Source organism: Streptomyces glaucosporus (genome assembly GCF_039533345.1).
Taxonomy (GTDB): Bacteria; Actinomycetota; Actinomycetes; order Streptomycetales; family Streptomycetaceae; genus Streptomyces; species Streptomyces glaucosporus.
Map to the genome: position 1 here is coordinate 335342 of NZ_BAAATJ010000004.1, position 11581 is coordinate 346922.

The window sequence follows — 11581 nt, forward strand, 5'->3', positions numbered from 1 at the left end:
GGGAAACTTCAATACTCGCCTTGTGGACTGGTACGAGCAGGCTCGGGCGGCGGAACAGCTCCAGGACTGGGACGCGGCGATCGCGTTGGTGAGCGCCCACGCCGAGTGCTATTCCAGCGATCCGGACATGCACGACAACCATCTGTGGCACATGGATCTGCTTGCCCGCGCGGAACGGATCCCGGAACTTACGGAGCGCGCTCTTACGGATGTCCACGCACGTCGAAGACTCAACAGGTCGCTTCGAGAGCGGGGTATGGAGGCGGCGCTGCGTGCTCGTGCCGAAGACGGTGACCGTGACGCCCTGTACGTCCTTGCCCGACTGCTGTGTGGGACGAGTCGGGTGGAAGAAGCCCGGCAAGTGGTCCAGGACATCGGCCCGGAGGACCGGTACGCACAGCAGCTTGTGATCAAGGGGTACTGGTCGTAGGCGTCCGGCTATGGCTTTCTGGCGAAGTTGCCGGTGTCCACCTCGGTGAGGAGACCGATTTCGACCAGGCGCTTCAGTGCCGCGCGGGTGCCTTCGACGTTCTTCGGCAGTAGTTCGTGGCCGAGGGCCTCGCAGACGTCGCGGGCCCGTAGCGGTTCGGTGGCCTCGTTGAAGACGGCGAGCATACGGGGGTGGTCCGGGTGCTCGGGCAGGTCCGGCGGGGCGACCGGGAGCCGGTCCGCGAGTGCGGTGACGGTCTTCCGTGCGATCGCGAGGTGTTCGAGGTGGATCTCGGCCTCCCGCAGGCGGTTTTGCACATCGCCGGTCCGGGCGCGGAGGCCATCGGCCAGGGCCCGGGCGGCGTCCTGCTGGATGCCGAGCGCATCGAGCAGAGGTTGGATGTTCACACGGCCACCGCCTGTGGTTCACGCCAGGTGGGGATAGTTGCGCCGGTGAGGCGGCGGGCCATGATTCCGAGGTCCTCGCCGCCGAGACCTTCCCGTGGCTCACCACCGCACCCGGCCCCTTCTACGACGGCACCCCGCTCCTCGACAAGGGCCTCATCGGAAGCCTCGACACACCCGGCCGCCGGCGCGACAGCCACCACGAGGCGATCGCCGAAGTCCCCACCCTCCCCGGCGAGACCGGCCTGGAGAAGCGGATGAGGGAGCTCAGCCACCTCGATCTCACCCGCTTCGTGAACACCTTCCCCGACCGCAAGGACCGCATGATCATGACCGTCGGACCGGAGGTCCGCACGGACGCTCAGCGCCTCGTCTCGTACCTGGTCAGGATCACGCCGCAGGGAAGCGTCCGCGTTTCCACCAGGTTCAGGTTCACCCAGCTGTCCAGCGCGGTGAAGAACGGCGTGCCGCCGCCCACCAGGACCGGCGCGGTGGCCAGCACGTACTCGTCGATCAGCCCGGCCCGCATGGCCGCCCCGGCGAGCGTCGCGCCGCCGATGTCCATCGGGCCGCCGTCCTCGGCCTTGAGCCGGGTGATCTCGGCGACCGCGTCGCCGGTGACCAGACGGGTGTTCCAGCCGACCTTGTCGATCGTCGAGGAGAACACCACCTTCGGCATGCCCCGCCAGCGGCGCGCGAACTCGGTCTCCGCCGGGGTGGCGTTGGGCTGCTGGTCGCCGGTCGGCCAGTAGGAGCTCATCGTCTGCCACAGCTTGCGTCCGTACAGCGACAGGTCGGTCGCCTGCAACCGGTCGGACCAGAACTGGAACAGTTCGTCGCTCGGCACGCTCCAGCCGATGTCGTCGCCGGGCGCGGCGATGTAGCCGTCCAGGGTCAGATTCATGCCGTAGATCAGTTTCCGCATGGCACCAGCCTTCCGCGAGTCGGTCCCACACGTACAGACCGGCGCGGCGCGGGAAACTCGTCGGTGCGCGATCTGGGTTCAGGTGTAGTCCTCGTGCTCGGTGGCTCAGCCGCGGACTCGTCGTTCCGCCCATCTCATGCTCAGGAGGCACCCAGACTCGCTCACGTCATTTCCCCACCGTCTTGATGGGGGGATCACGGGCCGCGATGATGCGAGGCTTGTCGAAGGCTGGGGAGGCGCAGTGGGTCTGGGATCGGTGGCGGCAACAGGCGCGGCGGGGAACATCGGTTCCGTGGTGCGTGAGGCGCTGCAGCGGGAGGCGGGGCGCTTGATCCCGCTCGACCGCGTGCCGCTGCGGCCCAAGGCCGAGAACGAGGACGTCCGCACTGTCGGCCTGCGGGACGCGGCTGCCGTGGAGGCGGCGCTTGCGGGGGCCGACCGCGTGCTTCACCTGGGCGGTGTGCCGGACGAGGCGCCTCTTCCGGACCTGCTCGAAGCCAACGTGCTCGGCACCCACCACGTCCTGGAGGCGGCGCGGCGCACGGGAATCGAGCGGGTGGTGCCGGCCAGCAGTAACCGCGTGACCGGCTTCTACCCCGCGGGACATCTCACCGGTCCGCAGGAGCCGGTGCGTCCCGACGGTCTGTACGGGGTGAGCAAGGCGGCCGTCGAGGCCCTCGGGCGGCTGTACGCCGATAAGTTCGGCCTGTCCGTGATCTGCCTGCGCATCGGCGGCTCCGAGCAAGCGCCCACCGAGCCCCGCCATCTGGCGACCTGGCTGAGCCCGCGCGACGCCGTCGGCTACATCCGGGCCGCACTGACCGCTCCGCCGTCCACCCGCTTCGCCACGGTGTACGCCGTCTCCGCCAATACCCGCCGCTTCTGGGAACTCCCCGACCCAGCGGTACTGGCCTACGTCCCCGTCGACGACGCACAGCTCCACGCCGAGGACATCCCGGGAACAGACCTTCCGGCCGACCCCGCACCCCCGGGGCGCCCCCACGCACTCACATCGCCACCTTCCCCGCGACGATCCGCGCCCACTCCCCGTACCCGTACGCCGACGGATGGAAGCGGTCGCGCGCGAAGAACTCCGGCCCCATCGGCAGGACGTCGGTGGAACTGATCCACGTCACGCCCGCGACGCCCGCGCACACCCGCTGCGAGACCTCGTCCAGCTCGGCCGCCCGCGCCGCGAGATACCGCCGCAGCGTCCCCGGCAGTGACGGGAACTCCCCGAAGGGCGGCACCCCAGTCACCACCACCTGCTCGGCGCGCTCCGCGAGCTCGCCCACCACCGCCTCCAGATCCTGGCCCCAGTCCTGCGGACTGCGTCGCGTCAGCACGTCGTTGACCCCCGCCAGCAGCGCCGCCACCCGCAGGCCCGAGCTCACCTCGGGCAGTAGCCGGTACCGGATGCGCCGCAGCGTCGCGCCGTGCCGGCCCCACACCGACCACTCCACCGGCCGGCCCGAACGCTCGCTCAGCGCACGGGCGAAACAGCCGGCGAACCCGTCGTCATGGCTGTCCACACCGCAGCCGGCCGCGGTCGACTCGCCCAGCACGGCGATCCGCATCGGCTCACCCCCGGCCTCCGAACCCTCCGTCCCGGAGGCCTCGGACGTCCCGGTCGTCGGTCCGCCCGCGGGCGGCAGCACCTCGGTGGAGTAGCGCACGTACAACCCTTGCGCGGCGATGACAGGCAACAAGAAGGGGTTCATCTACGGAGTCCTCGAAACGTGGGAGAGGCGGCGCCCTGTCGGGCCCGACAGAGCCGGTTCGGCGGGACGGGGAGTCCTGTTCGATGGGGGCATGACAGTAACCGCCCCCATTTTCCCGGGCAACAGCACACCCGACCGCGGCTGCGGTTCCGCCCCGGGCGAGCCTGGACAGTCTCGGCCACTCCACCCCCTCCGGAACACCCCCGGACCCCCTCACCACCGCATCACACGCCTCCCGAACCGAGAACCTGGCAGCTTTCGGCCACTACTGGCCGGTTCGCTCCCGTCTCCGCCCAGCCTCCCCAACGACGGCCTGCGAGAGCTGGCACTCCAGCCGCAGTCCGCTGTCGCTGCTGGCCAGAGTGCTGTTTCCGCATGTGCTCGGCTGGCGGGCCGCCAGCTTCGGGGAGTTGGTGACCTCGGGTGCGACGGTGACGGGGGCACGTCTGGTGGTGGCTCGTGGTGGTGCCACCAGCGGGACCAGTTCAGTGCATGGCCGGTGCGCCACGGGTTGGCGGCGGGGACGGTCAGCTGTCAGGAATCACCTGATTTCTGCCGCAGTGAGGGGTGTGAGGGCGCCGGAACCGTTTCTGCGATCCCCTTTCCGTCCCCGCGGCGGCCATGGCGCCGGCGCCACAACCGGGACCATGCCAGGATCCGCAACCTCGGCGAACGCGCCATGGCGGTCCTCAATGGCCGGCGGCTCCTGCGCAAGCTCCGCCGCGGCACCACCCGGATCACCGCCACCGTCCGAGCCGTCGCCGCCCTCGAACTCGCCAACCGATCGAGAGGGAAAACCCTCAGTGCCGTTGCAGCGCTGACCCGCCCCCTACTCGGGTATCACCGCAGACTTGGCTCCCCGGAGTGACGCCCCACCCCCCACCGTCTTCCTACCTTCTCACCGTCACCACGGACGGGAGAGGGAGAAGGACGGATGGGCCGCCTCAGGAAGACTCTGATCACCGCCCTACTGACCACACTGCTGCTCGGCAGCACGGCAGGCCCGGCCTCGGCGGGCACCGAGAACCCGCTGAGCGGTCCGCCCCCCGGCACTGAAGCCTGGCTGGCGGACGACTCCCTGGGCAGGGAGCTACCGGACCCCACCACGGCCGGCCCGTCCGAAGTGGCGACCCTCTTCGCCGGCCTGACCGACGCTCAGCAGCAGAAACTCGTCGAGGACCACCCCACCGTGGTGGGCAACCTCGACGGCGTCCCCGTCCACCTCCGTTACCAGGCCAACGCCCCCGCGGGCGACCAGGTCCTGGCGTACGACCCGCGCGGCCGCGGCCTGATCGCGCAGGTCGTGGGCGACCTGGAGAACGCCGCCCACGTCGCGGTGATCGTCCCCGGCTCGGACATCGACATCTCGACGTTCGACCGCACGGCACGGCAGGCCGCCGACCTGCAGGAGGAGGCGGGCGACGACACGGCCGTCATCGCCTGGGCCGGCTACACCACCCCCTCCGGTATCGGCCTGGACCTGGCGACGGGCCGGCTCGCCGAGACCGGCGCCGAGCGCCTCGCCCGCTTCACCGACGGCCTGGACGCGGCGGGCCTGCCCGACCCCTCCCTCTTCTGCCACAGCTACGGCTCGGTGGTCTGCGGCCTCGCCGCCTCCGGCACCGACGCGAGCGACATCGTCGTCATGGGCTCGCCCGGCATGCGCGCCGACGACGCCGCCGCACTCGGCACCGACGCCCGCGTCTGGGCGGCGAAGTCTCCGGACGACTGGATCGATCGCGTCCCCAATGTCGAGGTCCTGAACCTGGGCCACGGCGCGGACCCCACCTCGCCCGGCTTCGGCGCGACCGTCCTGCCCGCCGACGACGTCCCGTCGCACGACGAGTACTTCGCCCCCGGCACCTCCACCCTGACCGCGTTCGCGGCGATCGCCGACGGAGACCTGTGATGAAGACCCCCGCCGAGCTCGCGAAGCTCACCGCCGGGATCGACGACCGGACCCCCGCCCACCGCGACCGCGCCATCGACGGCCTGCGCGCGCTGGCGCTCCTGGCCGTCCCGACCGGCCACTGGCTGCTCGGCGGATTCACCCTCGACACCGGCGGCGGCCTGCATAACGCCAGCCCGCTGGCCACCTTCGGCTCGCTGGCCCCGGCCAGCTGGATCCTCCAGATGCTGGGCATCTTCTTCCTGGTCGGCGGCTACTCCTCGTACCTCTCCTTCCAACGCCGCAAGGGCTCGACCCGCCAATGGACCGCCGGCCGCCTCAGACGCCTGGGCCGCCCGGTCTTCGGCGTCACCGCCGTGTGGGCGCTGCTCCTGCCGACCCTGCACTACGGCCTCGGTGTCCCGACCACCACTTTGCACACCGCATCGACCCTGGTCGTCCAGCCCCTGTGGTTCGTCGGCGTCTACGCCGTGATCACGGCTCTCACCCCGTACTGCGTCCGCGCCTCGCGGCGTCTCGGCTTCTGGGCCGCGGCACCGCTGCTCGGCTCCGTCGCGGTGGTCGACTTCCTCCGCTACGGGCCTCACGCGGACGCCATGCCGCCCTGGCTGAGCCTGCTCAACCTGCTTCCGGGCTGGATGTTCGCCTACCAGCTGGGCGTCTCCTGGGCGGACAAGCGACTGGGCCGGCGCGAGGCGTGGCTGCTGCTCGCGGGCGGCGCGGCCCTGTTCGCCGCCCTGCTGCTCGCCTTCCACTACCCGGCGTCGATGGTGGGCGTGCCCGGCGAATCCCGTACCAACTCCCACCCGCCGTCCCTGCTCGTCCTCGCACTGGCGACCGTCCAGTCGGGTGCGGCGATCCTGCTGCGCGACCGACTGGCCCGGCTGCTCCGGCGCCCCGCCCTGTGGGCCCCGGTGGTGATCGTCAACCTGTCGGCGATGACGATCCTGTGCTGGCACCAGACGGCGATGCTCGCCGCCGCGGTCCCCGCCTCGTACGCCGGTGAGATCCCCGGCCTGACCACCGCGCCGGACACGGCCGGATGGATCCTGGCGCGGCTGGCCTGGATGCCGCTCTTCGCGGGACTGCTCGTGGCGATCGCGAAGCCAGCCCGGCCCCTGGAGACCCCGTGGGACCGCGTCGGCAGGGTCCGCCGCGCGGCGGCGGGCGTGCTGGCGGCGGGCTTCGTCTACTTCGCGCTCGTGGCGTGAGCGATGTGCCCGCACCGCCGTATCACCGCGGTCCGGGGCCGCCGCAGCACGGAACCCCGCCCCCGCGCAACGACACGACACCCGTACCCGCACAACGACACGACACCCCGTACCGCGCCGCGTGCGGACATCCCGTCCCTCCGAGCCGGGCCGACGAGCCACACGCCGCACCGACACCACCCACCGAACACGGGAGTGCAACCATGTCCATGACCGACGGAACCGCTCTGCCGCACCCCGCGAAGGCCACCGCGGGGCAAACCTCACCGCCGCCGGAACCGGTGACCACGGACGCACCGGGGCCGCCCGACAGGCGCGCACGCCCCGACGCCGTCCCGCCGCACCTAAGCTGGTGCCCATGACCTCAGCGGAGGAGGAGCGCCCGCGCGCCCTGCTCGCCGGCGCGACGCGTCGGTGGGTACGGCTGCTGCCGTGGGGTGTGGCGTTCGTGCTGTGCGTCGCCCTGCTGCCCACCACCGTCCAGGTGCTCAGCGCCGACTACGGCCTGACCGGCGGCATGGCGAGCGCGCTGGCCGTCGCGCAGACGGCACCGCTGCTGCTCGCCGTCGTCCGTCCGCTGCGGGCCTGGTACGTGGTCTTCACCGCGGACGTCGCCGGGGCGCTCGTCCTGCTCACCGTCGACTTCCAGGAGCGGCTGCTGTGGCCGTTCCCGCCCATGGAGATCGTCGGGTACGTCGGCCTCTGCCTCGCCCTGGGGCTGCGCGAGCCGCGCCGGACACTGCTGCTGGTGTGGCTGGCCACGGCCGCCGCGAACGTGGCCCTGGGGTTCGTCGCGCCCCATGGCTTCGGCGCCATGGGCCTGCTGTTCACCATCCTCGGGGGCGTCGCGCTCCTGCTGGGCGGTGCGCTCCGCGAGCGGTACGAGGCACAGCGCAGGCTGGCCGAACAGGAGACGATCAGCGAGGCCGAGCGCGGCCGGCGGATGCTGCTGGAGGAACGCGCCCGGATCGCGCGCGAGCTGCACGACGTGGTGGCGCACCACATGTCCGTCATCACGGTGCAGGCGGACACCGCGGCGTACCGCCTCGACGGGCTGCCGCCAAAGGCGCGGGAGGAGTTCACGTCCATCGCGGCGACCGCGCGCGAGTCGCTCGGAGAGATGCGACGGCTCCTCGGCGTGCTGCGCAACGAGGAGGCGCACGGCGAGCTCGCCCCCCAGCCGGGCCTGACGCGGATCGGGCAGCTGGTGGAGGCGACGGTGAGGGCGGGCGTGCCGGTGGAGTTCACCCCCTGCGACGCCCGCGTGCCCGAGGTGGTGGGCCTGTCCGCGTACCGCATCGTCCAGGAGGCCCTCGCGAACGTCGTGCGGCACGCACCGGGCGCCCGCACGCAGGTGTCGGTGTCGGAGTCCGTTTCGCAGGACGGCGCGTGGCTCACCGTCCTCGTCGTCAACGGACCGCCGCCCCAGCCGCCCGCCGCGCCGCTCGAGGAGGGCCGCACCGGGCACGGCCTGGTCGGCATGCGCGAGCGGGTGCGGCTGGTGGGCGGCGAGCTGGACACCGGACCGCTGCCGGACGGCGGCTTCCGGGTGGTGGCGCGATTGCCGGTGACAGAGAACGACAACGAAGGAGCGGCATGACGATCCGGGTCATCATCGTCGACGACCAGGCCATGGTGCGGGCCGGCTTCGCCGCCCTGCTGGCCGCCCAGAGCGACATCGACGTGGTGGGCGAGGCCCCCGACGGCGCGCAGGGCGTCGAGCTGAGCAGACGCACCCACCCGGACGTGGTGCTGATGGACGTCCGCATGCCCGAGATGGACGGCCTGGAGGCCGCACGGCGCCTCCTCGCGCCCCCGCCGGGCGTGACGCACCGGCCACGCGTGTTGATGCTCACCACCTTCGACGTCGACGACTACGTCTACGAGGCGCTCCGGGCGGGCGCGAGCGGCTTCCTGCTGAAGGACGCGCCGCCGGCCGATCTCATCGCGGCGGTCCGCGTCGTGGCCTCGGGCGACGCGCTGCTCGCCCCCTCCGTGACGCGCCGCCTCATCGCGGACTTCGCCCGGCAGCGTCCCGCCGCCCGGGGCAAGCCCGCGCTGCGGCTCAACGGCCTGACGGAACGCGAGACCGAGGTCCTCACCCTGGTGGCCCGCGGGCAGTCGAACGCGGAGATCGCGCAGACGCTGGTGCTGGCCGAGCAGACGGTGAAGACGCACGTCAGCCGCGTCCTCACCAAGCTCGGTCTGCGCGACCGCGCCCAGGCGGTGGTCTTCGCCTACGAGTCGGGGCTGGTGACCGCGGGCGAGTAGGACGGCCCCGTTCCGTTTCCTGTCCTGCCCGCTTCTCTCGCCCAGTCGTGCCGGGGCAGCGGCGCGCTCCGCGAGGAGCAGTCGGCCGTCCCGGCCCCCGGTCCGCTCTCGGGTGAGAGAACCTGTCCACAGGCAGTTCCTCCAATGATCGGCGGCATGACCGCCTCCTCTTCCTCCCGTGTCCGTCCGGTGGTGGCCGCCACTTGTCGGTGTGGCGTGCTGCGCCCGGAACCGCTGTCCGCCACGTCCTGTCCTGTGTGCTTGGTTTCGCCAGAGCTGACCCGGCGCGGGGAACTTGCCCACGTCGGCGGTGCCGGCTACCTGCACGTCTGGACCCAGGCCGTGCCCACCGCGGCGACCGGACCTCACTACGCCGAGATCGTGCGGGCGAAGGCCTACCGCCGAGGGGTGATCGAGGCAGCACAGCGCATCCTGACACGGCCGTTGCGGGTCCACCGGCCTGACGGCGCATCGCTGGCCGACATCGGGCGGCGGCGCGTTCCTGCGTCCGTGCCGGCGGCCTCCGGTTCCTGGCCGTCGACTACCTCCAGCCCGTCGAACCCGAGCAGCGCAGCGGGATGACCCGCGAGCAGGTCGTCGCATCCGCATGTCGCGGCCTGAAGAACCTCGCGGTCGAGCTGGACTGCCACGTCATCGCCCTGGCACAGCTCAATGACGACGGCCTCATGCGCGAGCCGGGAGCCATCGGGAACGACGCCTCTGTCGCGATCAAGGTGGAACGGCCCGATATGGAGGAGCCGGAATCGCCACGAGCCGGCGAAGCCGGCCTCGTCATCGAGAAGAACGGATTCGGACCGCCGACGACCGTGACCGTCGCCGGCCACCTGCACCACAGCCGCTTCGCCGACATGAACCAGCCCTGAGCACCCCTGCGGAAGCGGTCAGATGGTCCGCTGAGCGCCGATCTTTTCGCTCACCGGGAAGGAAGATCAGCGCTCAGCGGGCAGTGCAGGCGTTCACAGGAGGAAGTCACGTGAGTGGGCCTCATCGGCGACGGTCTGGGGGTGGCCGGTCAGTGGGTGTTCACCCGCCCGGTCCCGCACCCCTCGTCGCCGTGCCCGGACGGTGCGGCCGGACAGCCGGGACCCCGCCGGGCTCGCAGCTGTGGTGTGGCAGTTCGTGGCCGGGCAGGTCTGGGAGGTCCCGGCCGTCGGCGGCACCGTGCCGGACCGGTGGCCCGCCATCGTGCCGCGGCCGATCCGGAGGTCCAGGCCGCCGCCGCCGCACGGGAGGCCGGTCCCCGAATGCGCGAGCCCGAGGAAGCGTTCCGCGGGACACGGGCCCTCCAGGCCGAGCAATGCGAGGCCCCGCCACCGGGCAGCCTCCATCGACGCCGACCAGACCCGCGCTCTGCGCTACCTGGCCACCGGACACACCGAGTTCATCGACGGCGGTATTCTGCGGCAGTTGAGCCGATCCGTGTGACCGGCCGGCTCGCTCGTCCGCCACAGTGGCACCGGGCCATCGCGCTGACACCGAGAAGGGAGCCAGTGATGGGCACCCCCGGCAAGGGGCAAGAACCGCCTGGAATCGCCGCCTTCCTCTCGGGCAAGACCGAACCAACGAGACGGTTTTGCCTGTCATGTCCGATTCGGTGAAGCTGGTTGGAAACCGCCGCTCCGCCGGTTAAAACCGCAGGTCAAAAAGTCTGCTCCCCGCACCCGCGGGGATGGTCCCACGGAGTCGTCGTCATCGTCGCCCTCCGGCGGCTGCTCCCCGCACCCGCGGGGATGGTCCCGCGACCAAGCCCGCAGGTGATACGGCATGTTACTGCTCCCCGCACCCGCGGGGATGGTCCCACCACCAGCACCACCGAGGGCAGCGAGGCCGCCTGCTCCCCGCACCCGCGGGGATGGTCCCACCTCGGTGGAGGTGTGGCGGTCCACCACCGTCTGCTCCCCGCACCCGCGGGGATGGTCCCGACGCGTTGCCCGCTGGCGGCGGTGCGGACCACTGCTCCCCGCACCCGCGGGGATGGTCCCGGGGTCTGCTGGAGGTCGCCGGGGTGCGGCCACTGCTCCCCGCACCCGCGGGGATGGTCCCCCCCGGCGCAGGGAGTGCCCGGACCAGTCCCCCTGCTCCCCGCACCCGCGGGGATGGTCCGATCTGGAATGCGGTGTCCACCGTATTCACCAGCTGCTCCCCGCACCCGCGGGGATGGTCCCGACGTGATCGCCACGCGGGCCGAGCTGGAGGCCTGCTCCCCGCACCCGCGGGGATGGTCCCAGGTACCACATCAGCAGCCATCCGCCCCGCGGCTGCTCCCCGCACCCGCGGGGATGGTCCCAAGCTGGGTGGCGGTTCGCAGGTGGGCGTTTGCTGCTCCCCGCACCCGCGGGGATGGTCCCAAGCTGGGTGGCGGTTCGCAGGTGGGCGTTTGCTGCTCCCCGCACCCGCGGGGGTGGTCCCTCCGCGCGCCACCCGTTGGGCTGCAGGCTCACCTGCTCCCCGCACCCGCGGGGATGGTCCCTGGACCGGAGCGCAGGCCGTGTCCCTGCTGAGCTGCTCCCCGCACCCGCGGGGATGGTCCCGCGGCTGCCGCCGCGCGGCAGATCGGTCACCTCTGCTCCCCGCACCCGCGGGGATGGTCCCGGGGTCTGACCAGCGGGAACGGCCCGAATCCGCTCATCCCCGCATCTGCGGGGATGATATTGCGCCGCTCTACCGTGCTTTTCAACACCTAGGGATA

The 11581-nt window shown here is 71.8% G+C and carries 11 protein-coding genes, 1 pseudogene and 1 CRISPR repeat array; of the genes and pseudogenes, 9 read left to right on the forward strand and 3 right to left on the reverse strand.

The window, feature by feature from the left end; genetic code table 11:
• Positions 1-22 precede the first annotated feature (22 nt).
• Positions 23-430, forward strand: a complete 408-nt coding sequence (locus ABD358_RS07635) for a hypothetical protein (protein WP_344630081.1) — start codon at positions 23-25, stop codon at positions 428-430.
• Between the two features lie 8 nt (positions 431-438).
• On the opposite strand, the gene ABD358_RS07640 is transcribed toward ABD358_RS07635, so the two are convergent.
• Complete coding sequence (locus tag ABD358_RS07640; protein ID WP_344630082.1) at positions 439-837, reverse strand: hypothetical protein; 399 nt, start codon at positions 835-837, stop codon at positions 439-441.
• 11 nt (positions 838-848) lie between these two features.
• Between ABD358_RS07640 and ABD358_RS07645 the strand changes: the two are divergent.
• A pseudogene (locus tag ABD358_RS07645) lies at positions 849-1175 on the forward strand (asparagine synthase-related protein); the annotation flags it as partial.
• Between the two features lie 20 nt (positions 1176-1195).
• On the opposite strand, the gene ABD358_RS07650 reads toward ABD358_RS07645, so the two are convergent.
• Positions 1196-1759 carry a dihydrofolate reductase family protein gene (locus tag ABD358_RS07650; protein WP_344630083.1) on the reverse strand — a complete coding sequence of 188 codons (564 nt, stop codon included), beginning with the start codon at positions 1757-1759 and terminating at the stop codon, positions 1196-1198.
• A gap of 241 nt (positions 1760-2000) precedes the next feature.
• On the opposite strand from ABD358_RS07650, the gene ABD358_RS07655 reads away from it, so the two are divergent.
• Entirely contained in the window at positions 2001-2885 is an 885-nt protein-coding gene (locus tag ABD358_RS07655) for an NAD-dependent epimerase/dehydratase family protein (protein ID WP_344630084.1), read from the forward strand.
• On the opposite strand, the gene ABD358_RS07660 is transcribed toward ABD358_RS07655, so the two are convergent.
• Positions 2767-3480 (reverse strand): SGNH/GDSL hydrolase family protein, encoded by a 714-nt coding sequence (locus tag ABD358_RS07660; protein WP_344630085.1) that lies wholly within the window; start codon positions 3478-3480, stop codon positions 2767-2769. The two genes, ABD358_RS07655 and ABD358_RS07660, sit on opposite strands and share 119 nt — an antisense overlap.
• Before the next feature lie 934 nt (positions 3481-4414).
• Here ABD358_RS07660 and ABD358_RS07670 point away from each other — a divergent pair.
• The 6 genes from ABD358_RS07670 to ABD358_RS07690 all read left to right on the forward strand — a co-directional run bounded on the left by ABD358_RS07670 (position 4415) and on the right by ABD358_RS07690 (position 9755).
• Positions 4415-5389: an alpha/beta hydrolase gene (locus tag ABD358_RS07670; protein ID WP_344630086.1), complete on the forward strand. Its 975-nt coding sequence runs from the start codon at positions 4415-4417 to the stop codon at positions 5387-5389.
• Positions 5389-6600 (forward strand): acyltransferase family protein, encoded by a 1212-nt coding sequence (locus ABD358_RS07675; RefSeq protein ID WP_344630087.1) that lies wholly within the window; start codon positions 5389-5391, stop codon positions 6598-6600. The genes ABD358_RS07670 and ABD358_RS07675 overlap by 1 nt, the downstream gene beginning before the upstream one ends.
• 358 nt (positions 6601-6958) lie before the next feature.
• Entirely contained in the window at positions 6959-8200 is a 1242-nt protein-coding gene (locus ABD358_RS07680; RefSeq protein ID WP_344630088.1) for a sensor histidine kinase, read from the forward strand.
• Complete coding sequence (locus ABD358_RS07685; RefSeq protein ID WP_344630089.1) at positions 8197-8871, forward strand: response regulator; 675 nt, start codon at positions 8197-8199, stop codon at positions 8869-8871. Before ABD358_RS07680 ends, ABD358_RS07685 begins: the two co-directional genes overlap by 4 nt.
• 156 nt (positions 8872-9027) lie before the next feature.
• The gene (locus ABD358_RS28540) at positions 9028-9453 is read left to right on the forward strand and encodes a DnaB-like helicase N-terminal domain-containing protein (RefSeq protein ID WP_486388650.1); all 426 of its coding nucleotides are present in this window, start codon (positions 9028-9030) and stop codon (positions 9451-9453) included.
• Complete coding sequence (locus ABD358_RS07690) at positions 9402-9755, forward strand: DnaB-like helicase C-terminal domain-containing protein (RefSeq protein WP_344630119.1); 354 nt, start codon at positions 9402-9404, stop codon at positions 9753-9755. Before ABD358_RS28540 ends, ABD358_RS07690 begins: the two co-directional genes overlap by 52 nt.
• A gap of 785 nt (positions 9756-10540) precedes the next feature.
• Positions 10541-11484: direct repeats of the CRISPR family, unit length 29 nt; unit sequence CTGCTCCCCGCACCCGCGGGGATGGTCCC.
• The last annotated feature ends 97 nt before the right edge of the window (positions 11485-11581 follow it).

Coding starts and splice junctions, on each gene's coding strand:
- ABD358_RS07650 (WP_344630083.1), bottom strand. CDS start 1,759: ATGCGGAAACTGATCTACGGCATGAATCTGACCCTGGACGGCTACATC.
- ABD358_RS07660 (WP_344630085.1), bottom strand. CDS start 3,480: ATGAACCCCTTCTTGTTGCCTGTCATCGCCGCGCAAGGGTTGTACGTG.
- ABD358_RS07670 (WP_344630086.1), top strand. CDS start 4,415: ATGGGCCGCCTCAGGAAGACTCTGATCACCGCCCTACTGACCACACTG.
- ABD358_RS07675 (WP_344630087.1), top strand. CDS start 5,389: ATGAAGACCCCCGCCGAGCTCGCGAAGCTCACCGCCGGGATCGACGAC.
- ABD358_RS07680 (WP_344630088.1), top strand. CDS start 6,959: ATGACCTCAGCGGAGGAGGAGCGCCCGCGCGCCCTGCTCGCCGGCGCG.
- ABD358_RS07685 (WP_344630089.1), top strand. CDS start 8,197: ATGACGATCCGGGTCATCATCGTCGACGACCAGGCCATGGTGCGGGCC.
- ABD358_RS28540 (WP_486388650.1), top strand. CDS start 9,028: ATGACCGCCTCCTCTTCCTCCCGTGTCCGTCCGGTGGTGGCCGCCACT.